The following is a 22,813-nucleotide window of genomic DNA, read 5'->3' on the forward strand; positions in this document are numbered from 1 at the left end:
CATGAAATTACATAAAATAGAAGTAAAAGAAAATAAACAACTCTTATCAACCGGAGAGTTCCAATATAACGAAGTGGAGGTCCGTATTTATGATTTGTTAGATTTTGTTAGCAATACTTACATAATGCAAGAATATAGCCGTGAACGAAAAACTTTACTACGAATTGGTGTAAAGTTAAGTGGAGCCGGTCAAGTCATTGCTAAAGATGCTTGGGGGAATAAAATTAATTTGACCCCTTCTGACCATGACTCAAATTTATGGTACGATTCTTCCCAAAGTTGGATGGAGAATGGATACGAGACGACAAAGGAAACGATATTTGGCTCAAATTCATGCGGAGAATGGGAGATTGTAGCTTATAGGATAGATGGGAGTTTTCTCGACTCAGTAAAGGTTAGAATCATTCCGAGCTTGCTATCAGATGGGCAGTATCGTGTTATGCAGTTAGAAATCAAAAAAATAATAGAGGATCTTTCTTATCGACCTGGACAGAAGGATAATCGTGTTGTCGTCCGTGAGTTGCAAATGCCCTTGTTTCCAATCGAGAAAATTCAAAGTCTGATCAATGACTGGATACAGTGGCTTAATCAAATTGAAGCCAATCCAGCAGAAATTCTTTTTTCATTGCGTGAGAGAAAAACTATCCGCCAAATGAAAAAGTGGGACAGGAAAGCGATAATTGAGCATGCAATGTTTCCGGAGAGAGAAAGGTTATCTGCTAAAGTAACAATCAAGGAGAACCATGTGCCTGAACATGGTATGATTAAATGGATGCTTGAACGTACAATTGAGCGAATTGTGCAGGAGCGGTCAACAGAAGCTTTTGCCCTTCAGCAACTCATTGAGAATCGAAAGGAACTCATAGATTCGTTTTCCAGTATAGGAGAAAACAAAAGAATTTCAGAAACATTGGATAAACGCATTAGGCGAGTAGAAAAAGACATGGTTCTTCTTACAGAGAGAAACGGGATTTGGCTACATTTAGAAAAACTCATTGAAACTTATCTGAACAGCGATCTATTTGATACCGTCGAACTAGAACCCGAATGGACACATCTTTTTTCAAGTGATCCTAAGTATTACGCCGTATTTGAAATCCATGAAAAAATGTCGGAATTGGTACCGACACTAACACCGAGAGAGCGTGAATTTGAACAAGCACTTACCAATTCTCCGCATTTGTTCGAAGTATGGATGCTCCTTCAGTTGATACGTGAGTTAGAGCGGCTACAGTTCGTATGCGAGGATATAATTGGATCTCTCGTATCACACTTTCATATGACCCATAGCTTAAGCGGTTGGAGCGGAAGATTTAAAAACAGAGACGAGGTTGTTGGTCTTTATTATGAGCCCGAGTTGATGCTCGCCGACGGGAAACTTGTAAAACCCGATTATCTGCTGCTTGTAAAGAATAGCACCGGTACTTGGCACGCTCATACTTTAGATGCCAAATATAAACCTTACTTTAATATGGATAAAAAAGTACTTGAGAAAGATATTGAGCGGTCTTGTCGGCGATATCTTAACATTGTAAAAGATAAAATCATTATGAAGAGTGCTGCATTAGTCCACATGGATCAACGAACGTGTAACTGGAATATTGAAAAAAAGGTGCTATATTCTCTTAGTCATTTTCATGTCGTACCCGGGAATACAGATGGTCTGAAGATTTATATAAAACGAATCTTTCACTACTTTGGCAAACGTTTAAACAAGTGTCCTAGTTGTGGGGAAGACGCAACTTGTATAGACCAGAAATTTTATAAACAAACATATATTTGCGAAGCATGCAATGAAGTATGGGTTAATAACACTTGTAAAAAAAAATATCATCCTAATTCAAGTGAAAATGTCAGTTTGTTAAAATATGCTTCAGGTAATTTTAATATTCGAGTCGGAAATGAATGGAATGTTTATTGTCCGGCTTGTTCAAGGGACGCTAATGGTCAGGTGATTAATTTAGATATTTTTGGTAGAACTATTGATAATATCAACTAAATAAGAATTGTTCTAAGCAGATCAAAATCTAAAATATCAGTGTAGAAAAACACGAAAAACAATCGACCCGATAATAAATAACAAGGGATGAAACCAGAAAATATGAGAAAATCCATTAATTTATCACTTATTATAGGGATCATTGTGATAGTCGTAGTTTTTAAAGGGCCACATCTTGTACAATCGCTAAATCTCCTTAGGGATCCTAGCATTGTATTAAGAGAACAAGAGTTCGATAAGCAGTCGGCATATAACATTTGTGTGGCTGCAGGAAAATCGTATGCTACGGAACCTGAACTAGCTGAGTTCGATGATATATCAGATGTGACTGTATCGGAATTGCAAGAAAAAAATTATGATATGACTGTAGGCTTCTCCGTCGCTACTGCTTTTGGAGATAGAAAAATGGTATCTATATCATGTGAATTTAAGGGAGCTAACATGGAATCATATATGTTGAACAATTAAATTAGAAAGACAGGCAGCCCGTAGTGCATGTGGTATTATCCCCTCATGGTAAACAGTGAAAAAAGAGAACATGTTACATGAACTGAACTCAAACACTGGAGAACCTGAGGGGCTCTTTTTTTACGCCGACAATGAAAAATCAAACATCTAATCGATATAATGAAGAAACGAAGAAAGAAAAACACTTTTTGTTAGCCGTTAGAAAAAGATTGGACGTACATTCGAATCAACGAGCTTATATTTGAGTATCAAGATGGGTACTTACTTCTATAGCCCTATATCTGTTGCTGCATTTTCTTCAAACAGCGAGGTATGCCTAATATACTTACGAACCATATAATCAGATTTGTGACGAGATTGCTTCATAATAGATCTCTCACTCTTTCCTAGCATAGCAGCAGTTGTCGCAAATCCAGATCGTAAGCTATGCCCCGAATAATTTTCTTCATTAAGGCCTACAGCTTCAATATATCGCTTCACTGTAATAGCCACCGCTTTATCAGATAACCTTTTTCCAGAAACCTGTCCATGCCTATTAATGGATCTAAATACTGCTCCCTCGGATATATTCGCTGCATCTAACCACTTATTAATCGCATGAACAGGACAGGTATCTTGATTCTCTCCGTATGGAATAGCAACTACTTCCTTCTTCCCTTCTTGATTCGTTTTTGAAGTCTTTAAAGAAATTACAATTCCTTCTTTAACCGGTTTAATATCCTCTACATCAATGCCAACAAGTTCGCTTCTCCTAAAAGCACCTGCAAATCCAAGTAAAAGTAACGCACGATCTCTTATTCCGAGAAGTCGATCAGGGATGACATCCAGAATCTGCTTAAGTGTATCTAGGATTATAGGATCTTTCCCCTTCTCTTCTGTTCCGATCGTACGTTTAATACCAGCCCAAACCATACGAATCTTATTGGTATTAGGCGACTCATATCCTGCAGCCGTATGCGCCTGGCTAATTGCACTTATCCTCCTTTGGATTGTACTTGCTTTCTTTCCTTCTTTAGCAAGACTCGTTAGATAGAGCGCATAAGTCTCCTCGGTAGTAGGTAACGAAGATAATCCAAAGTTTTCGCACCATGATGTAAAATGTCTCCAATCAGATTGGTAGGAACGCACGGTGTTTTTCGCTTTTGCATTAGAGACATATGTATTTGCCTCATCCATAAGAGCGTGCAATATCTCGCTTGCTTCTTGTATTCTGCTATCCTGATCTCTGGCTAAGGAAAAACCATTACTATGTATATTGTCGTTCATTATTTATCACCTCTTAATTCTCTCTTTCATCTTTTACTTTACTATTATTACTTCTCTTACTTCTTCATCATTCTCTCTTCTCCCTCTTTTTCTTTCCATTTCTAAGTTCCGATACGTTTATCTTATCGGAACTTAGAAATCTATCGTTATTATACCACCTTTCCAGGCACATTTCATGCTATATTTACCTCGTATTTTTATGTTATAGTTATACTATATATTACGGTAAACCGGTAAACTATACAACATATCAAGGGTTTACGGGTTTACCAAAAAGGAGAATTAGGGATGGCTAAAGATGATGTGAAATCATTCAAAATGGATAGTGATTTAAAAAAATTAGTAAATGAGAAGATTGCAGAATCAGGTATGGAAGGCGCTGAGTGGCTTAGGTCTCTCATGACTTTAGAAACATTACATAATATCCGTGAAACGAATCCAGAGTTGGAGTACGATTTAAAAGATCTGGAGAAACACATGAATATTATTTTTAATTTGTTTATTAGGGTTTATCAGCGTGGAGATACGGCGGTAAGTGAGAGTAAAGAGGAAGCTAAGAAGTTAGTTGATGCTTCAAAAAATGAATTGAATGATCTTAAAGATCAGGTAGCAGAACTGACAAAAGAAAACAAGAAATATGCCGAAGAGTTAGAGAGAGTTACTTTAGAGAATAAAGATCTTCAGGTTAAAATGAATCAGCATGTTAAAGCAGCAGAAACCTTGGAAGAAATGAACCGGCTCTTAACTGATAAAAATCAACTGCTGCAAAAAGAGATGAAGGCGTACGATGGTTTAACATCAGAGAATGAACAATTGAAAATTGAAATACAGAAGCTGAAGGATAAACATATAGAAGATATAAACTCTGTAGAGGAAACACTTAGTAAGCAAAAAGAGGAATTTACTCAAATTCAAAAAGAGAATGAGATGAAGATCAGAGAGGCTGAAGAAAAACTAGACCGGAAGAAATCTGAATTCACACAAGTTATGGAAAACTTAAAGCGAGAGCATGCTTTATCTTTGAAAGAAGCCATATTAGAAGAAAAAATGAATTGGCAAGAAAAGATTCAAAAAATATATGAATTAAATAATGTAAAGAAACAGGAAAATAGCAATGAAGCAATAACAGAGAAGAAAGAAACAAACAAATGAGGCTTAATGAGTTGTTCCATTAGATCTAATCCACACAATGATTTGTTATCGAATCTTTAAAGCGAGAATAGTGTCCATACATGGGTCCCGTCAGAAAAATGCGGATTTACAACGTTAAGGAAAATTGGATACAAAATAAGAGAATGCTCAACTCTAAATGTTGTGCTGCTCTTGTTTTAAATAGCGATAAATCGTAGCTCGACTAATTCCATTCATTTCAACAATTTCACTGACGTTGTTCAGATTAATATAAGTTGATTCCTCTGTTGCATTATCGACGCTTGGAAGCATTGGAGTAGTAGGTTCTGCATTAGCCAAAGAAAATACACCATCTGTATCAAAAGAAGTGGATCAGGAAAAAATAAGATTGCAACATTAGTCTCAGAAAAAGAAAATAAAACAGAAAGTCCAAACGGATATTCAGAGATTTCTGCAGTTAAATTGTCGGATAAGAATAAGTTTTCAAAGGAAAGTTGGAAAGAAGTTCTAAAAGGAATTGAAGCAGGAGAAATTATTTTGGAAGATGAATAGAACTACAAACCCTCTACGTGCAAACGAATTGCCTCCATCTTGAGTTCCTTAGAATATGTCTTAAACTTTTGACCTTTCATTGCCATGAAAAATACACCCCCTATAATTTCATCGGTTAAACCCAGGGGTTTTTCCAATGTTTATTCTAAGGGGTGCACTTCATAAAAAGTAGGGGGATTTTTATATTACAAATGCAAGTGACGTTCATATGTTTTGTATGCTTATATTCCTCTTAAAGTAAAAGAAATTGGAATTTATCCTTCTAAAAATACCATAGCGTACAATACCCACGTTTTGTCGGCAGGACCCTAAGTAGTCCACTATCATTTAAAATGACAGTGGACTTACTGTTCTTATTATTAATAATAAGGTTGGTGAATCATGAAAACTTCAAGAGAACGGGAACTATTAACAGAAAATCAACGAAATGAGTTGATGCAAATACCTGCTGACGAATGGATTTTAGGATCATACTATACGTTTTCAGAGCAGGATTTAGCCATCATTTTAAAATGAAGAAGTGAGGACAATCGCTTAAGCTTTGCCGTACAGCGGTTTTACGCTATCCAGGTTGGTCTTACACGCATCTTAAAAGCATACCACATAGCGTTATCCAGTATATTGCTCAACAAATCCATGTCCCCGCAGCAGCCATTCATTCTTATGGGCAAAAAGAAAATACATTATGGGATCACTTAAAAGAAATTCGCAAAGTGTACAGTTATCAGGAATTCACAAGTAAGGGATATCTGCAACTTTTAAAGTATCTGCTGCCCCTTGCCTTAGAGAATGGGGATTTGCTGTATTTATTAAATACATGTTTTGAATATTTATGACAACAGAAAATCATTTTTCCTGCCTTAACAACGCTTTAACGGGTTGTATGGGAAACACGAGAAATTAAATGAAAAAATTATTCACTTCACAAACATTGGGCAGGCACTTATTAAGGCAAGACAAGAGAATCTGAACGTTTTTGATGTATTAGAATCCGTGTTAGTGGGGGATACATTTGTTACATCCATTGAAGAAGCAAAGGAGCTTAGCACGACCCGGATTACGATTATTTTGATTTACTACAAAAATGATTTTACGCCCTTCGAATATATACGCCAACGCTACTACGTGTACTGGACTTTCGTTCAACAAAAGCAAACGAGCCTCTATTAGAAGCTGTTGAGCTATTACGTGAGATGAACGATTCTGGAAAACGAAAAGTACCGATCGATGCACCCATCAATTTTATTTCTGCACGTTGGAAAAAGCATTTATATGAAGATGGGTACATTAATCGTCACTATTATGAAATGGTTGTTTTAATCGAATTACGTGAACACGTGCGAGCTGGTGATATTTCTATTGAGGGAAGTAAGCAATACAGAGATTTCGAGGAGTATTTGTATACAGCTGAACAGTGGCAGGCTGATAAACAACAAACACGACTCGCTGTCCCCATTGCTTATGAAGAGTACTTGCAAGAGCAAATGGCAAGCTTAGAGAGACAGCGTTTCACTTGAAAAAGGGCGATTATCGTTGGCTCGATTAGAAAAGATTTTTCAACAGAGGCACAGACGTATAGCGTGAGTTTATATAAGCCGTTACCACGTATTAAATTAACCGATCTCTTAATGGACGTTGCACATTTAACAGGATTTCATGAGCAATTTACACATGCTTCGTCAAATCGAAAGCCCAATAAAGAGGAAACGGTGTTACTCATGGCTGCTTTAATTGGCATGGGAACAAATATTGGCTTAAGTAAAATGGCTGATGCAACGCCGGGTGTAACTATAAACAGTTGGCCATTATCGCTCATTGGCGCATGCGCGAAGATACAATGAATCGCGCACAAGCGACCTTATTGAATTATCAACACAGGTTAAAAATGGCTTCGTATTGGGGAGACGGTACGACATCTGCATCCGTAGTATACTATGCAAGTAAGCGTTTCTTCCTTACACGCAGAAGCCAATCCACATTATGGCACAGGAAAGGCACAACAATTTATCGCTTTACAAGTGACCAGTTCTCATCCTATTACACAGAATGCCTACGTTTAGCACATTCTTTACATGAAGGAATGGTGTCTGCCTCCCTCATCATGGGCAAGCTAGGATCTTATTCAAGACAAATAGTTTAGCCACAGCTTTAAGAGAAATGGGACGGATTGAAAAAACAATTTTTGTTTTAAATTATATTTCAGATGAGTCACTAAGAAGGAAAATTCAGAAGGGCTTGAACAAAGGTGAAGCTATGAATGCTTTAGCACGTGCAATTTTCTTTGGGAAACAAGGCGAGATGCGAGAACGAACAATGCAGCATCAATTATAACGTGCCAGCGTCCTAAATATCATTATCAACGCGATTAACGTATGGAATACGATTTATTTAACAGAGGCACTTAAGCGCCAAAAGAGCCAAGGACATTTCAAAGGAGAACTATTACCTCATATTTCCCCACTCGGTTGGGAGCATATTAATTTCTTAGGTGAATACCATTTTAGAGGAAAGTAGCAATAATCCAAAAGAACTTCGACCATTACGAATTCCGTAATGTTGTTAAAATAGGCGTTTCCGTCAGGAAAAATCCCTTAACGTTGTAAACCGGACCTCATACAGTACAAATTCACCTTGTAAATAACTTTTCAGTTCCCTTAAAAATAGGGAATATCCTCCTGTAAAAGGGATGAATATTAAGTTTTTTAAATTGCATCATTAATCTTTAATATTTTCATTAAATCATTCATAAAAACACAATCCCTCTCTCTTCCAATATAAATAACCGATGATTTTTAACCACCGGCTATTTATTAATTAGTTTGGTTGTTATAGGTCTAAACTTATACTTTAAGACATGATTCCAGTACACTATTTATTAGTCTGGCGTTGTGATACAAATTTGATTCCGACAACATCTCGTTGTGGGTTCCATATCCTTGATAAAACATACACTTATCAGATATGGAAGCCCACTTCTCTTTACTTAATGAACTTGTTACAGAGCTTATATGGTGGATATTAGCTTTTATACGTTTGCTAGTTTCAAGTTTATTTATATATCGCAGATAATTAACTACCTTCTCTGTATATTGTTTTTTTAATTTTTCATCAAAGTATTCAGCGTAACCTTGCTCAGATAAAAAATACTCAATTTGATCATTCGCATCTTTTAGCAGTTCTTTATCAGTTTCATATATATCTGATGTAGTTGGATTAGTGTCTAATATGATGACATCAGTTACTGAAGAACCTTCTTCCTCTAACCTTTTTGCAACTTCATAAGCTAATAGTCCCCCGGCTGAATAGCCTAGAAGCTTATAGGGTCCGGTTTTCTGTTTCTCATAAATCCAATCTACATACCAATCTAAACGATTTTCATCTTCAATAAAATCTAATCCCCAAAATGAATGTGAGTCAATATGGTTAGTCAAATTTCTAAAAATTGTAGTATCGCCTATTATAGGTGGAAAACAGAATACAGAGAATTCATTTTCTTTATTTAGTAACAAAGGCTGAATTCGAGAATCTGATTGTAATTGAATATAATTAGAGAATGACCGTATAGTAGGATGAATAAAGATTGATTGTAATTGTACATTAATTTCTAATTTCGTTTGTACCTTGCTAATCAAATCAATTACTTTTAACGAGTTGCCGCCCAAGTCAAAAAAGTTTTGAGTGACTCCGATATGCTCCATCCCCAGGACCTTTTGCCAAATCTCAGTAAGGGCAATTTCAAATGCTGTCTCGGGTGCCTGATATTCGTCTAATCCAAGGTTAGACACTACGGGATCCGGCAAAGCGTTACGATCTACTTTTCCATTAGCGGTCAGCGGCATTTCGACAACTGGGATAATAAAAGCGGGCACCATGTATCTGGGCAGCTGCTTTTCAAGATACGTCTTAATCTCATGTATATCTGCCGGTGTTTCCGTCACAACATACCCACATAAGTAAGCTTCCCCCTCCGGATCATACTTCGCCAGTACCAAGGTATCTTTTACTTGCTTGTGACCTAGGAGGACATTTTCAATTTCCCCTAGCTCAATGCGGTATCCGCGGATTTTAATTTGATGGTCTATACGCCCAAGGTATTCAAGGTTTCCATCCGGTAACCATCTTGCCAAATCTCCCGTTCGGTACATGCGTTCGTCTGGAACAAATGGGTTTGAAACAAATTTTTCTGCAGTCAGCTCTGGACGGTTTAGATATCCTCTTGCTACCCCGACACCACTGATATAAAGTTCACCCGGCACTCCTATAGGTTGCAGTTGTAGATTATTGTTTAGGATATACAATTGAGTGTTATCAATTGATTTGCCAATTGGGACACTCAATTGTATATCCTCTTCTTTATCAGCCATCCATAGTGTGCTCATAATCGTTGCTTCTGTGGGACCGTAAGCATTGATATATATATTTTTCCATTTTTGCACCAATTTTGTAGAACTTACCTCTCCTCCACATATCACATGTCGTAATGTAATCATGTTATTAATACTTAAATGTCCCAAATAAGAAGGGGGAAGCATAAGAATAGAGACTTTCTTTTTATCGATGTAGTCCTCAAAAGATGGCTTGTCCTTGATGACCTTTTCAGGAATTAAAACTAAAGTTGAACCTGTTAGTAAGCCCAAGCAAATATTCCATACTGAAGCATCAAAAGAAATACTAGCGAACTGACCTACACGGTCTTCAATGGACAATTTCAAAAGTTTCTGGCAATGCAGAATTACATTAGGTAGCCCTTTATGCTCGACCATTACGCCCTTCGGCTTCCCTGTGGTTCCGGATGTGTAAATGACATACATGCAAAACATGAAAACAAGTTATTTAGGAACGCTGAACATTATGAACAACATGAACATCTTCATTTAAACTGTTCTCTACGTTCACATGCCGCGCTGAATCACTATGCGTTTGTAAATACTTTGCTGGATGGTGATATTCATCAAGCGAACTACTACAAGAAACCATTAGAAAAGCAGCGTTACCCTGTACTCATAACAGATAGTTTAAGAAAAGCGACAGCTCACATTAGAGGGCTCTATGCAGAGGATCATAAAACATTTGGTTTGATTTGTGCTTCAGGTGCAGATGGGTTAAAAAAAGTACCCGTTATACCTTTTGGGAATCGAAATGAATTACCTAAACCAGCCACAGCCTATTTTAATTATCCTGCTAGCCCTTACTACTGTAAGAATTTGCAATATGCAGCTACAGAATTTCAAACACAAGGATTAGAGCTCGATTGTGCAATTGTTCATTGGGATGAAGATTTGTGCTGGAACGGTCAAAACTGGATAGCCACTCATACTAAAAATGGCGCAAAAAGCCCGGTACAAATGAAATTAAATACATACCGTGTCCTCTTAACGCGTGGACGCGATACAACAATTATTTATATTCCACCGAAACCACAGCTCGCTCAAACTTGGACATTGCTGAAAGAAGTATTAGAATTACCCATTCTATAACTAGAAGGGTAACCATATGACTTATACTCTTGATACAATTGAAAAATCATATAATGAATTTGAGTTGCCAAATGGTGTTCGTTATCGAACTCATACGCCCTCAAAATGAGATGTAGCTGCTCCCTCTAAGTAAATATTGACCCATGAATAGAAGAGTGGCAGCGGATCAACATAGTTAGAACTCAAGAGCCTCAAAGTAAAGTTGTTCATTAGATATAGCTTGTTGTTATTCCTTACTTTTTTGTTTTCTAATGGATGCTATCTTTTTATTAATACTTGCGATTTCACTTTCGATTTTCTCCCTTTTCTCTTTTGAGGAAGGAAAGGCATTTTCACCTAATCGAAACTTACCACGAATTACCTTATTATTTTTCGTCCTCATGATCTCTACCCCTTTATGGTAATAGGATCAGTATTTACGAATTTATGAAAACTAAACAAAAAAGGAGCCCTACTAGGCTCCTTTTTTGTTTAAATGGTACTATTTATGATCTACCTGCAAGAGTTGTAAGTCTAATAAGACTCTCTTCTTGTTCAATTAGTAATTTATCCAAGTCTTCCCGCAGTTCTTTTGTACGGATCATATTCATTTCTGCGGAAGTCCATGCCCGCGCGCTCTGTTTTTGGATTCGGTTAATATTTTTAGTAATGGCTTGCAATCGTTCATTACTTGCTTTGAGTCCTTGAGTCGAGCGTTTAGTTGAAACATTAGTTTGTTGCAACATGGCGGCGTCCCTCCTTATTTATAAGTCCTCTTTCATCTAGATGCATACAAATTCCTTTAATATAGCGATACATCTCTTTTGTCTCTATTATATCATTCATATTCATATTTGTAGACTCATAGTGAAAATTATATATCAGTATTCTTTTTGATGGCAACTCAATCCAATAACTAGCAACAGTCCTGCCTTCACGATCACTGGTTGCATATTCAATTGTGTTTTCTCCTTGTACCAATTTAATAGAAGAGTAATGTTCATAATCTGAATCATATATGTCTATTTCTCTTGGGGTCTCGGTTGTCCCCAGCTCGCAAAGTCTACGTAATAAAGTCCCTTCTAACTCAAATAAAGAAAAGTCTGTCACCACTCTAAGGTCAGAAGTGTTGAATAATCGGTCCTCAGTGCGAAGGCGGTATATCGTGCTAATCGCGTTATTAAAACCATCTTCGTTGACCTTAGCAAGCCGCTGCAGAAGCTTGATTTGCTGGTCAAGCTCATTTATCCGCTCTTCCATTTCTTTTAAATTATCATCACTTGATTGTACGGAAACCTTGAGATCTTCTATAATACCTCGATATCGTCTGTTCATATCTTTGTGTTCAGCGACCACTGCATCAAGGTTATTCTCTTTGTACATGAGCTTTACCCATTCTTGAGCATCTTTAAAAGTTAACTTATGTTCTTTGAAGTAAGGAAGAAACATGTTGTATTCCTGACGCTTAAATAGCTTGTATGCATTTGAGTTAAAATAGGGATCGTTAAGGTTTAGCATACGCATCAAATTTGCGACCATCGACATTAACAAAGAAATGGCGATAACTCCATAAGCTATTGCGGGCTGCCAAGCGGGTAATTGCAGATTTAACGTTCCGGAAATACCCCATACACCGATTAAACCCAAATATGTAATCCATGTTTGCCATTGGTTCGAGAAGAAAGAGAATACTGTATTTACACTATCCTCCGGAACCTTTTTATAGCTTGTTCCGATTAGTGATCGAATCAGCCAAATTCCAACCCATCCCTGGGCTTCACTAAAACGATTACGGCCCTTTAAAAGAGGAGCATCAAAGTTTCTCTCGATTAAATTTAGCCAAAAAAGCATCTCGCTTCGTTTTTCTGGATCTTTATCTTCACCAGGCAAAGATAGTACCTCCCTTAATCTAAAATCTACCATATTGTAGCATATACTTATAAATCACAGCTTATTTTTTGAACTCTACTCATTACACAGATAACAAAGATCCTCCATGGAGATTTAACTTTTGTAATGGGCTGTTTAATAGAAAAGATAAGTGGTCTACTTCTCTTAGGATCTCTGTAATTGAACATACTTGAAATACCCGATATCTAGCTGCTCTTCTTCATCTGGCACTAATTGAACAAACTTTTTATCCAGCGCTTTTCGTGCATAAGCTTTTTGTCTTTCCTTCATCTCTAATCTCCCTCTCTTCATTTATTTGGATAATCTATTTAAATGCACTAAAGTCAAAGTTTTACCTACGGCTCGTTATTAGACGAAAAATCACAATGCCTTGCTTAACAGTAGCTATTATCTTCCAAGCGGATTCATTTAGCTCATCCATCGTGAAATATAAAAACTCTATAAATGTCCTATTCCTGCTAACTCATCTTTAAAAAAAGGAACGATGACCTCGTTATACACATCAGAAGACAAAGCATGTATTTCACCAATCGATACCGTCCATAAATGTACTTGACTTTCACTGTGGCATGCTAGTTTATTTAAAAACTTAATATCAAACCAGAACGTTTGGGCTGGATGAAATTTTCCGCCTACATAAGTAATACATAACTTGTCTTCTTTTCGGTAAATGTCCGTTACAAAATTGGATTCATAAAAATCAGCCTCTAATCGGTATACCAATTCCTCTTGCATCCTGTGCCAGTACTGAGACTCGTCCCTCCCATCCAGTACTGTAACCTTTCCCTCTCCCTCACAGATCGCACAGTCTTCTGCTGAATTACATTCACAGGTGCGTTCAACTGTTTGATACAAACTAGAAAATTTCATGAAGTCTTTATTAAATATCATTTTCACCTCTCCTTTTCTTGTGCTACGTAGCACTCACTCTTTTGCCTACCGCATGGGATCAGGTCCCGAAAGGGCGTTTTTTCGCCTTTTAACGCGTAGCTTGGAAACAAGGGCATAGCGGTATGATCAAGGGTTTCAGCCGAAAAATTTTTTCATCTGCATTTTCTTGCTAGAAGAAGAAAAAACTTTTCGGCCCCTTGAACATGCCGCTTTAGCGACTTAGCTTTCAGGAGGTGGAGAGGTGAAGCCAGAGGCTCGGCCTCCTGGAAGGTTAGTCGCTTTGCCCTTGTTACCATGCGGAAGGCAAAAGGCGTAAAACGCTAGATTAAAAAAGAACCGGCAGCTGCCGGTTCTCCCCTTTTCCTTCTCTATATCTCTTATCCTTTGCACGATGAAGGAGCGCAGCGGATCATGGTGCTTCATCTTGCGTGGCGGCTTGATGATAAGTGGAGCAGCGCGGAACATTCATGATGCAGCCATGCCTTCTATGAACTACCCTCAAAATCCCTTAGCTTTTTGGCCCCGTGGCGCGGTGTTAAGCGACAGACAGGAACCTAGAGCGCTTTAGCCAAGACGACTTTTCCGGCTTAGGCGCTCTTGTTATCGACTGAAGTAACCCGCCAGCGGTGCGTATCCGCTCTTTAGCGGCGTAGCCGTTTTAGAGCGGGTAGTATCAGCCCACTTCACTAATTACTTAATGAAATAAACGCAGTTTATTATCTTGACTGATTTTCTTCAAAAGATCAAAAGAGAAAAACTACCACTAGCTGCTTTATTCCACTCCCTCTTAATAATTCACACTCTTTATGTAGAGATGATCTTAAAGCTGCTAACTCTTTTTACTTCCCTTATATATCAAATCTCTATATATTTAATATCCCCGGCTACTTAACAAGTCTCTCCCATAACCAATACTGTCTATATCTTTGCCTTAATATGTAGAATAGATAAACTAATACCGGAGCTTATTTACGATCCTTTTTCCACTCTAATGTATGGTGAGACTTCAAAAGTATGGGTAAGTTCAATTCGTATGCGATATATGTATGCTTTCTATTATGAAATATTCATATAGTGTATTAATCATATATCTAGTGTAAAAAGATGCTAAGCATCATCTCATTCATAGATCTATAGATGTAATTATTTTTAATCCAGTAATATTTAATACAAACAGTTCAGGTATGGTATCTTACTTTGCAGGATAGATTCATTCCTATGAAACAGATTTTTGTAAATATGAAACATTTCTATCCTGCTATACGTTAAAAGGATGAGATATTATAAACGAGGAAAGAGATTTACATGAAACGAAGTGCTCGTTACCTTAACACAACAAAAATGAAGAAAACAGGATGCCAGTAGCTTACCATAGCGGCACTTTCATGTAGTATTGATCAAGTCCCATATACAATTGGTAATGAACTACCAGGTAATAACCTTTGAAATAAGGGAGAAATCCCTGTATATGGGTTTGATCTATCACCTCCTGTTTAAGCTATAAAAACCGCAGTGTGCAATAAATTTCACAAAAGCTTATCCTTCAGGATTAGCTTTTTCTCATTCTCTATCTAGATTATTGACAGCACATAGTCTGATAGTAAATTGGCTCTATTACAAAGTAGACAACAACCAGAACTTTACGGAGGAATCTAAAATGTCGATTACAAGAAAAATTATGATTATCGTTGCTTCCATTTCCGTAGTCACGATTGGATCACTTACCGCATATAACCTTATTAATTTCAACATGACCCAAACCATTCGCGGTGATGCCGGAGAACTTCACGGACGGATAGATACAGAAAAGCCAAATACGATTAAAGAGATCAAGACAGAATCAAACGATAAGGAAATTGATAGAGTAATGGAACGCGCGTTAGCAGGGAGTACAAAAGCAACGCAAAAAGACGTGATCAGCTTAATGCATGCTATGACACACCAAAAAGTTATCTCTAACGATAAACTCAACTCAGTTCAAATGACACCAGAACGTATTAAACAACTAATCAGTATTCTAGAATCAGAAGGTACAGTCGAATGGGACCATTATAGTGAACTAATGGAGATTGCATCGAAATGGAGAGCCGGAGATTTTTTGAAGATTAACGAAGATCATAATTATTTATGTGAATTAGAGAGCAGTAACCACGTTGAAGCGGTAGCAGTAGCGACGCCAGAACAAGAAAAGGAATTTATTAAGAAAACATGGGGGTGAACCATCTATACAAGAGTAAGCCACCTTTAACATGCCCTATCACACTCCACTTTCGTTGCTTTAGATTGATTGTAGACTGAAGGTGTGTAGCCAGACAGCAAAATAAGCGTAATACCAAGCCGAAGAACGCTAGATATCTCCCAGCAGTAAAAGACTTATACAACAATGGGATTGTATCGTACGAACTGGTGAGCATCCAGACAAAGAGCTCGATAGGCACGCGTTCCGGAAAGCTAAGAAAATCCGTGATGAGCGTTCCCCCCCTGGTCTTAAACCAGTTGATATACAAAGCTACATCCCGTTATATAAATGCCCACGCCGTGAGAGATTTGAACACCCGGCCTTTTTACCTAGTCAAACACTCTACCTAGCTTAGCTAGTCTATTCATAAGAAAGATGAGAATTAAACAAGTACGATAGGAGGCTTCACCTCCGTTTACTAGAGGTTATCTAGAAATGGGTCGTAGTCCACAATTACAAACATATATAAAATAAGGCACGAGCTCTTCATACAGAGCTCGTGCCTTATTCATACTTCAATACTATTCAGGAATTTTAACCTCAATAACATGTATTTGTTGATCCTCAATGTCTGTTGTAGAAATATCATCTTCATAACTAAGTGCTATACCCGTTTGGCCATTTTCAGGAATTTTAATTTCATTAATGTTTACTTCCTGAGCTACAATCCCTGTTCCAGAAATTTTACTTTCATAAATAATACCTGTTACCGTTGCAGCTGGGTCACTCACAAACTGATAGCGACTATATTTACTTGGAGACTGAGCTCCTTGTATTGTCACATACTCAATACCATTTTTATAATTTGCAGCTGCATTAATTTCTTCTTTCAAAATAACTGTACCAGAGCCTGAAATGGTTTTATTATTCACAAGTGTAGTACCTGGCACTATTAATCTAGCGCTTGCTGCAAGATCAATGATACCATCATTATTAACTGCGTACCCAACGTTTGATAACGTTAAATCTCCCTCTTGTACAGCAATCTTTCCATGGTTATACGTTTTTCCGTTTAAACTCATGTTACCCTTACTTAAACGAAGCTCACTGTTTTCTTGGATAGTTGTCATTCCAGAAACTGATACATATCCATTATTACTTAAGTCCAGCATTTTATTAATTGTAAGATCTCCATAAACATTAACATAACCTTTAAGAGAGGTCGTATAATTCTCATTTGAACCAATGATGTTCAGCGCACCATTAAGTTCTGCATTATTTCTAATGCTAAGATTACCTTTTACATTAATGGCACCATCCTGCTGTACAAGTAAGCCGGATTTACCTTGAATAGATAAAAATCCGCGCTCTGGAACAGAAATTTCTCCACCTTGTTCTACTCTTATTGTGCTATCCGAGTATACAGAAGTCCCGTAATAAGTTTTTTGTGAATCTAGCTGCGAGTTAGTTGTAATCTTCCCACCGTTAGCTACTATGATATCTTTATTGACACTAACATATGATCCTCCGTTATCAGTTCCAACTAATTGGAGCTCTCCTCCTGAACCAATCGTAAAGTTAGAATTTGTAATAGAAAGGTATTGATTTTTTTTCAGCTCTAACAAATTGTTTAAGGTTATAGCTTCTCCGTAGTATGAAATATAAATAGGTGAGTTTTCTTCCAATGCTGCAACTACTTCAGTCCACTCGTCTGTACTAATATATTCCTGATTTGCTCCTACATTTTCAGATAATACTTGAATATTAATATTCACTTGTTGCTTACGACCATTAGCCTCAGCCGTTATATATAGATATAAATAATTTGATGTTCCGGCCATCTCTTTAAGATTTTGATCAGCCTTCGTTGTCACTTCTAGAAGGCCTTCATTACTTATTTTCGCGTCTAAATCAATATATTGTTGTTTACCATTTTCATCCCAATAGTATCCGCTAGCTTTAACTCCTTCATTCTCATATGATTCATCTTTAAAAGGAGTAAAGGTCAGTTTTAAGCCAGAATAATTATTATAATCAATTTGTACAGGTTTTTCGGATTGCCCATAAATATTCTTCTCAAATGAAGCATTTAAAGAAAGAGCATAGTTATTATATACTGCATCTCCGCTTAAGTAGCCATTTAAATAGGAATAATAATCCTCGGTTTCATCACTTGTAGCTAGTAATACTGCCTCTACCGTTCCAACTCCGCGATTCACAGCAAAAGTTTGTTCTCTAGTAGCTGCGCGTTCGTCTGTTTCTACAGCAACAGTTACAGACTCTAAATTAATTACTTGTCCATCTTCATTGAACCACTTTACAAATGAAGAATGATTACCTGTAATTACTTTAGCATCTTTATCCGTAATTGTTATTGGAACAATAATATATCCATTTACATCAACAGCATCTTCAACCTTTGCACTAGTAGCAGCCTCGGCTGAATCCCGAAGTGCATACTTCGCTGCATTATCAGCAGCCGTAATGTTTAGCATATAATTAAGATCAGCATCATAAGAAACTGATTCAGATAAAAGAACCTTAACTATACCATTTGCACCAAAGCTGTAATCTTTAACCTTATCCCCTTTGGCATCTACAAGTGATAAGCGATTTTCTGGAACATATGCTCCCTCAAGCCATAAAGCTTTAATCGTCATATCCATATAGATTGGAGTTTTATTCAAATCAACATTCCAACCGTTAAAGAAATAGCCATCTTTTGTAGGAGCGTCAACTGCTGGAGTTATCTCGCCAAGCTTTACTTTTTTAGGTTCAATTAAACTTCCGCCATCTGTATCGAAAGTAAGTGTCAATGGAGGAATATTTCCAATATACACTGTGCTTAGACCATTAAGCTCAACTCGAACAAATTGTTCACCGTTAATCTCAACAACCTCTCCAAGCGAATTCTCCTGCTCACCTTTTTTGTTTGTATGTCCGATTAGGAATACGTGCTGACTAATATCTTCGTCTGACTTCAATCCTAGATTCGCTTTAGAAAGCGTTAATGTCGTTTTTCCAACCGGATGAATTTCAGTAGATGTATTGTCTTCTGACTCTACTAATAATTTAGCATCTATTGCAAAATAATTAATAGCAAGATCAGCGGCATTTGCATCTGCAAATTCATTTTCAAGAGTTGCTGCTACATTTTCTTTTTCCTCTTGAGGAACTTCAGTCTCAGAAGCTGTTATGGAGAAAGAAACAGGATCTGTATCATTTAGAGTAATCTCATTTCCTTCCTTATCCATATAAATCACATCATCGGAAACAACAACCGGTGTACTATTTACATCCTTATTAGTAAGATATACGGACGCTATAACTGTACCCGTCGCCAAACTAGTTACTGTATCACTATATGCTCCCGTACCAGTCACCTCTGCAGTAATGACTGAGCCTACATCAAGAGATTCAACAGTATACGTGTCTGCTTCTTTTTTAAGTTTATCACTAACAAACCATTTCACAGTTTTTGTTGCATCAGATGGTGTTACAGCAACCGTTAACTCATCACCAGAACGAATAACTGCACCTGTTACTTCCTTATCGTTACGTTGAATTGTTGCATTTGTTACTTTAATCGTGGAACTACCTTCATCGTCTCCGTTACTTTCACCGCTTGGTGGTGTAGGTGCTGGTGTTGATGGTGTCGTTGGTGTTGATGGTGTTGATGGTGTTGATGGTGTTGATGGTGTTGATGGTGTTGATGGCGGTGTCGTTGGTGTTGATGGTGGTGTTGGTGCTGGTTTATCAACTTTAAGTTCAGCAGACTTTTCTAGAAAACGCTCAGTAATTACTGCTACAACTGCCCGACTTGCTTTTCCTGTAGGATTAAACGTATTTTCTGTTTCACCTTTAATAAGTCCTAATGCCACTGCTTGATATACTGCTTCCTTAGCCCAAGAACTAATTTGTTCATTATCAGCAAATAAATCGCTAGATTGATAGTTACTTAGATCATAACCCATATATGTAGTAAGAAATCTAATCATTAATACTGTAATTTGCTCACGATTCAGTAGATCATTTGGACCAAAAGTTCCATTGCCATACCCTTCAGTAAGCCCTGCCCCTTTAGCCCAAGTTATTGCATTCGCGTACCAAGCATTCGGAGGAACATCAGTAAAGCTCTGATCTTTTAGTACAACATCAGGACCATCTAACTTTTCCGATAACCGATGTAAAACAGTAATAAACATTGCTCTTGTCATTGAACCCTGTGGCTCAAATTTACTTTCTGAACTTCCTTTAAATAGCCCCGCTTGTACTACCTTTGAAATAGATTCTTCTGCCCAGTGACCTTTAATGTCACCAAAATCATTTGATTCTGCAGCAAAAACTTGTGCTGGCAACAACCCTACAAATAAGATGAATACTAATAGAGCTGCCATGTTTCTTTGAATTCTTAATCCTAAATTTCCCACCTACGCATTACCTCCCAATAAATATAAAATATTGTAATCATTTAAAAAATGACACCGGATCAGGTTACCAGTATTAATAAATATTGTAAATGCAATTAATTCCATATTTATGCATGCATTAAAAGAGCATATCCCCAGTACTATTTTTAAAGTTGCTGCGACTATCATTATAGATATCGAGTACTGTAAATCATTTAAGGATGTAGTATATAATGGTAAAAGATACACCTTATAACTTGACTGTATTTTTGAGCACATCGCACATGGGATAACGAATACGCGGAGGGATGGTTTTGAACCGGAGAATTTGGTTTCTGGCTGTAATCACATTGATATTTACAGTAGTATTAACAGCCTGTGACAGACATTCGACATCAGAAAAAAAAGCAGCAACCGCGAAGATCGAAAAACACCTTGTAGAAAAGTATGAAAAGGAATTTACAGTGGAAACAGCTGATGATCTCTTTATACACGTTCCTGGAGAACTCACTGGAGATGTAGTGGGCTTTGAAACACAGGCTTATCCGGTAGATGCGCCCGAAAAAACGTTTAAGATAGAGTATTGGGAAGAAAAGGACATCATTGAGGATGACTACATAAATCACCTTATGGCTGAGAAATTGAAAAGCGAATTATCGGAGCTCATATCTCCCATTTTGGGCAGGGACATTAAAATCGACGCCGGATATGATAATGGGGCCTGGGGAAATATGCCGGATACTAAATACACTCCCGCTACATTAACCGGGGATTATGATTACTCTGCTCTTGTTAACGTATATGTGAAGCAAACGAAGAGCATAGATAAAATGGCTGAGGCAAAAAACATTGACCTAATCCAGAGAAGCTTGCTGCAAAAAGGGATAGAGGATGTAATGATCGCTTTCTACTACATGAGTCCTGATGAATTTGAGATTATTGAGCAAACCAGAAAAGAAGATGAAGAGAACAATCTCTATAAGATATGCCGGGCCTCTGCCTCATGCTTAGTTGCTTCCGGAAGGGTAGATGAAGGCGAAGTTGTGTACGACTATAATCAGATTATGGAGAAATTTGACTTGTACAGAGAGATTCCTTATCAGCCCGTGGACAGCTGAATTCGCTCTTTATTGATTGTTTCGTCATTTAAAAGAATAGCAGGGCATAGATTCTCATCTATTGAAGAATCTATGCCTTTTCTTGATCTCCAGTGGGGTGCTTCAGCACGGAGCAGCGGTTCGTTCGCAGAGCGTCTGGAGGAAAATAACAGTATTCCAGACTATTGATCGGTTGCTTACTTTTTCTAATTAAATTATCGTTTTCTCGTTAGTTTAATAAGTCAAAATGAGATGTATCATTAAATTTCTTTATAACATTTTGCTCAAAAATATTTTGACTTAGAACTGTAACTCCACCTACTGACGATGAAAAGTACGCATTTTCTATCATCTCTGGTTTAAACTTCATCCACCAAGCAATTATGTAACCTAAAGTTCCCCCGTGCGTTACAATCAATAAATTATTGTCTTTTTCTGCATCATATATTCTATCCATACAATTACAAACTCGAATATAAAATTCCCTCCAACTCTCGCCATCTTGAAATTCCTGATAATCTATATCAAATCTACTTTTTGATCGTGGGTTTCTATTAGCTCTTGCCCAATCCTTGGTTTTTCCTGCGGCAACTCCAGTATTAATCTCACGTAAACCTTTATCTTGAATCACATCTAAATCTAATTGTGTACCAACTATATCTGCTGTTTGTGACGCTCTCAACAAGTCAGATGAATACAATGTAAAGTCAGTATTACCCACCATTCTTGTTAATTTTTCACTCACAGTTTGTGCTTGTTTTCTACCTAACTCTGTTAATGGTGTATCTGTCCATCCACCTGACATATTATTTATATGATGCTCTGATTGACAATGCTGTATCAAGATTATGTTACGCATTCGCTTTTCCCCTTTACAATGGTATTACTACATTACTACTTTAAAGTCTATTTCCTTATTGTAGTAACGTGCTTCTTAAAAGTGAGCTGTATTATCAGCCCTACATTTCACTAAAGCACTCGTTAGTGCAAGAAGAGTGAATTTATTTAATTCCACAACAATATTTCCAAACAGTTCTTCACCAACATACGCATCTAAGTTCCATATACCAGCAGTAGGAAATTCCATTGTACTGGGAGTATGGGCATCAGCATCATTTAACTCTGAACCTAAAACTTTATCATTAAAGATAACTACCTCTTGTTTTGTATCTGTATTTATTCCAATTACTTTAAATGGTTTACGACTTAAATTCTCTCCCCATAAATACCACATATATTTAGCAGGTTTCTGCTCCAATAGTTTAAAAAAAGCAACTGGGCTGTTGATCGGTTGCTTACTTGTTCTTCTTGAACTATCGTTTTTCCGTTAGAATTCCTGTAAAACGAAAAATTTGGAGTTTGAATAAAAAAGAGCGCCTCTGTACGATGGGAGTACGCAACGGGTCAAAAGCCCTTAAAATCCACATCAGGAGGTCGCTCTAACATGAAGTTTA

The 22,813-nt window shown here is 37.3% G+C and carries 20 protein-coding genes and 2 pseudogenes; 11 read left to right on the plus strand and 11 right to left on the minus strand.

What is annotated here, in order from left to right:
* Window position 1: 1 nt before the first annotated feature.
* Both PV403_RS20000 and PV403_RS20005 read left to right on the plus strand, forming a co-directional pair.
* Window positions 2-1,999 (plus strand): nuclease domain-containing protein, encoded by a 1,998-nt coding sequence (locus tag PV403_RS20000; RefSeq protein WP_332085749.1) that lies wholly within the window; start codon window positions 2-4, stop codon window positions 1,997-1,999.
* Window positions 2,000-2,101: 102 nt separating this feature from the next.
* Window positions 2,102-2,467: a hypothetical protein gene (locus PV403_RS20005; RefSeq protein ID WP_332085750.1), complete on the plus strand. Its 366-nt coding sequence runs from the start codon at window positions 2,102-2,104 to the stop codon at window positions 2,465-2,467.
* A 267-nt stretch (window positions 2,468-2,734) separates the two neighbouring features.
* Here PV403_RS20005 and PV403_RS20010 read toward each other — a convergent pair whose 3' ends face one another.
* Entirely contained in the window at window positions 2,735-3,733 is a 999-nt protein-coding gene (locus tag PV403_RS20010; RefSeq protein ID WP_332085751.1) for a site-specific integrase, read from the minus strand.
* A 288-nt stretch (window positions 3,734-4,021) separates the two neighbouring features.
* On the opposite strand from PV403_RS20010, the gene PV403_RS20015 reads away from it, so the two are divergent.
* Window positions 4,022-4,885 carry a hypothetical protein gene (locus PV403_RS20015; protein ID WP_332085752.1) on the plus strand — a complete coding sequence of 288 codons (864 nt, stop codon included), beginning with the start codon at window positions 4,022-4,024 and terminating at the stop codon, window positions 4,883-4,885.
* A 153-nt stretch (window positions 4,886-5,038) separates the two neighbouring features.
* On the opposite strand, the gene PV403_RS20020 is transcribed toward PV403_RS20015, so the two are convergent.
* Window positions 5,039-5,203 carry a hypothetical protein gene (locus PV403_RS20020; RefSeq protein ID WP_332085753.1) on the minus strand — a complete coding sequence of 55 codons (165 nt, stop codon included), beginning with the start codon at window positions 5,201-5,203 and terminating at the stop codon, window positions 5,039-5,041.
* A 594-nt stretch (window positions 5,204-5,797) separates the two neighbouring features.
* On the opposite strand from PV403_RS20020, the gene PV403_RS25335 reads away from it, so the two are divergent.
* The 5 genes and pseudogenes from PV403_RS25335 to PV403_RS25355 all read left to right on the plus strand — a co-directional run bounded on the left by PV403_RS25335 (window position 5,798) and on the right by PV403_RS25355 (window position 7,930).
* On the plus strand, window positions 5,798-5,932 hold the full coding sequence (locus tag PV403_RS25335; RefSeq protein ID WP_442951781.1) for a hypothetical protein: 135 nt from the start codon (window positions 5,798-5,800) through the stop codon (window positions 5,930-5,932).
* A 95-nt stretch (window positions 5,933-6,027) separates the two neighbouring features.
* Window positions 6,028-6,252 carry a DUF4158 domain-containing protein gene (locus PV403_RS25340; protein WP_442951783.1) on the plus strand — a complete coding sequence of 75 codons (225 nt, stop codon included), beginning with the start codon at window positions 6,028-6,030 and terminating at the stop codon, window positions 6,250-6,252.
* A 357-nt stretch (window positions 6,253-6,609) separates the two neighbouring features.
* A complete protein-coding gene (locus tag PV403_RS25345) occupies window positions 6,610-6,933 on the plus strand; it encodes a hypothetical protein (RefSeq protein ID WP_442951782.1) in 324 nt (107 codons plus the stop codon).
* Between the two features lie 111 nt (window positions 6,934-7,044).
* Window positions 7,045-7,556 (plus strand): annotated as a pseudogene (locus PV403_RS25350) (Tn3 family transposase).
* 17 nt (window positions 7,557-7,573) lie between these two features.
* Window positions 7,574-7,930 (plus strand): annotated as a pseudogene (locus PV403_RS25355) (Tn3 family transposase).
* Window positions 7,931-8,256: 326 nt separating this feature from the next.
* Here PV403_RS25355 and PV403_RS20030 read toward each other — a convergent pair.
* Window positions 8,257-10,179 (minus strand): non-ribosomal peptide synthetase family protein, encoded by a 1,923-nt coding sequence (locus PV403_RS20030; RefSeq protein WP_332085755.1) that lies wholly within the window; start codon window positions 10,177-10,179, stop codon window positions 8,257-8,259.
* Between PV403_RS20030 and PV403_RS20035 the strand changes: the two genes are divergently transcribed.
* Complete coding sequence (locus tag PV403_RS20035; RefSeq protein ID WP_332085756.1) at window positions 10,168-10,893, plus strand: DNA/RNA helicase domain-containing protein; 726 nt, start codon at window positions 10,168-10,170, stop codon at window positions 10,891-10,893. The two genes, PV403_RS20030 and PV403_RS20035, sit on opposite strands and share 12 nt — an antisense overlap.
* A 226-nt stretch (window positions 10,894-11,119) precedes the next feature.
* On the opposite strand, the gene PV403_RS20040 is transcribed toward PV403_RS20035, so the two are convergent.
* From PV403_RS20040 to PV403_RS20060, 5 genes are all read right to left on the minus strand, one after another.
* Window positions 11,120-11,275, minus strand: a complete 156-nt coding sequence (locus PV403_RS20040) for a hypothetical protein (protein WP_160036752.1) — start codon at window positions 11,273-11,275, stop codon at window positions 11,120-11,122.
* A 103-nt stretch (window positions 11,276-11,378) separates the two neighbouring features.
* The gene (locus PV403_RS20045) at window positions 11,379-11,618 is read right to left on the minus strand and encodes a hypothetical protein (protein WP_332085757.1); all 240 of its coding nucleotides are present in this window, start codon (window positions 11,616-11,618) and stop codon (window positions 11,379-11,381) included.
* The gene (locus PV403_RS20050; protein WP_332085759.1) at window positions 11,602-12,762 is read right to left on the minus strand and encodes a hypothetical protein; all 1,161 of its coding nucleotides are present in this window, start codon (window positions 12,760-12,762) and stop codon (window positions 11,602-11,604) included. Before PV403_RS20050 ends, PV403_RS20045 begins: the two co-directional genes overlap by 17 nt.
* A gap of 165 nt (window positions 12,763-12,927) precedes the next feature.
* Window positions 12,928-13,053, minus strand: coding sequence for a hypothetical protein (locus PV403_RS20055; protein ID WP_332085760.1), 126 nt, complete (start codon window positions 13,051-13,053; stop codon window positions 12,928-12,930).
* Window positions 13,054-13,221: 168 nt separating this feature from the next.
* Window positions 13,222-13,674, minus strand: coding sequence for a hypothetical protein (locus PV403_RS20060; protein WP_332085761.1), 453 nt, complete (start codon window positions 13,672-13,674; stop codon window positions 13,222-13,224).
* Window positions 13,675-15,331: 1,657 nt separating this feature from the next.
* On the opposite strand from PV403_RS20060, the gene PV403_RS20065 reads away from it, so the two are divergent.
* The gene (locus tag PV403_RS20065) at window positions 15,332-15,892 is read left to right on the plus strand and encodes a DUF6241 domain-containing protein (protein ID WP_332085762.1); all 561 of its coding nucleotides are present in this window, start codon (window positions 15,332-15,334) and stop codon (window positions 15,890-15,892) included.
* 542 nt (window positions 15,893-16,434) lie between these two features.
* Here PV403_RS20065 and PV403_RS20070 read toward each other — a convergent pair.
* Window positions 16,435-20,283: an S-layer homology domain-containing protein gene (locus PV403_RS20070; RefSeq protein WP_332085763.1), complete on the minus strand. Its 3,849-nt coding sequence runs from the start codon at window positions 20,281-20,283 to the stop codon at window positions 16,435-16,437.
* A 293-nt stretch (window positions 20,284-20,576) separates the two neighbouring features.
* On the opposite strand from PV403_RS20070, the gene PV403_RS20075 reads away from it, so the two are divergent.
* Entirely contained in the window at window positions 20,577-21,380 is an 804-nt protein-coding gene (locus PV403_RS20075) for a hypothetical protein (protein ID WP_213536191.1), read from the plus strand.
* 208 nt (window positions 21,381-21,588) lie between these two features.
* Here PV403_RS20075 and PV403_RS20080 read toward each other — a convergent pair whose 3' ends face one another.
* On the minus strand, window positions 21,589-22,218 hold the full coding sequence (locus tag PV403_RS20080) for a histidine phosphatase family protein (RefSeq protein ID WP_213536193.1): 630 nt from the start codon (window positions 22,216-22,218) through the stop codon (window positions 21,589-21,591).
* A 75-nt stretch (window positions 22,219-22,293) separates the two neighbouring features.
* A complete protein-coding gene (locus PV403_RS20085) occupies window positions 22,294-22,593 on the minus strand; it encodes a hypothetical protein (protein WP_332085765.1) in 300 nt (99 codons plus the stop codon).
* Window positions 22,594-22,813: the final 220 nt, after the last annotated feature.

This window comes from Paenibacillus sp. GYB006 (assembly GCF_036577645.1).
Lineage (GTDB): Bacteria > Bacillota > Bacilli > Paenibacillales > Paenibacillaceae > Paenibacillus.

Coding starts and splice junctions, on each gene's coding strand:
- PV403_RS20055 (WP_332085760.1), bottom strand. CDS start 13,053: ATGAAGGAAAGACAAAAAGCTTATGCACGAAAAGCGCTGGATAAAAAG.
- PV403_RS20010 (WP_332085751.1), bottom strand. CDS start 3,733: ATGAACGACAATATACATAGTAATGGTTTTTCCTTAGCCAGAGATCAG.
- PV403_RS20035 (WP_332085756.1), top strand. CDS start 10,168: ATGCTCGACCATTACGCCCTTCGGCTTCCCTGTGGTTCCGGATGTGTA.
- PV403_RS20065 (WP_332085762.1), top strand. CDS start 15,332: ATGTCGATTACAAGAAAAATTATGATTATCGTTGCTTCCATTTCCGTA.
- PV403_RS20085 (WP_332085765.1), bottom strand. CDS start 22,593: ATGTGGTATTTATGGGGAGAGAATTTAAGTCGTAAACCATTTAAAGTA.
- PV403_RS20005 (WP_332085750.1), top strand. CDS start 2,102: ATGAGAAAATCCATTAATTTATCACTTATTATAGGGATCATTGTGATA.
- PV403_RS20030 (WP_332085755.1), bottom strand. CDS start 10,179: ATGGTCGAGCATAAAGGGCTACCTAATGTAATTCTGCATTGCCAGAAA.
- PV403_RS20045 (WP_332085757.1), bottom strand. CDS start 11,618: ATGTTGCAACAAACTAATGTTTCAACTAAACGCTCGACTCAAGGACTC.
- PV403_RS25345 (WP_442951782.1), top strand. CDS start 6,610: ATGAACGATTCTGGAAAACGAAAAGTACCGATCGATGCACCCATCAAT.
- PV403_RS20000 (WP_332085749.1), top strand. CDS start 2: ATGAAATTACATAAAATAGAAGTAAAAGAAAATAAACAACTCTTATCA.
- PV403_RS20060 (WP_332085761.1), bottom strand. CDS start 13,674: ATGATATTTAATAAAGACTTCATGAAATTTTCTAGTTTGTATCAAACA.
- PV403_RS25335 (WP_442951781.1), top strand. CDS start 5,798: ATGAAAACTTCAAGAGAACGGGAACTATTAACAGAAAATCAACGAAAT.
- PV403_RS20015 (WP_332085752.1), top strand. CDS start 4,022: ATGGCTAAAGATGATGTGAAATCATTCAAAATGGATAGTGATTTAAAA.
- PV403_RS20040 (WP_160036752.1), bottom strand. CDS start 11,275: ATGAGGACGAAAAATAATAAGGTAATTCGTGGTAAGTTTCGATTAGGT.
- PV403_RS20080 (WP_213536193.1), bottom strand. CDS start 22,218: ATGCGTAACATAATCTTGATACAGCATTGTCAATCAGAGCATCATATA.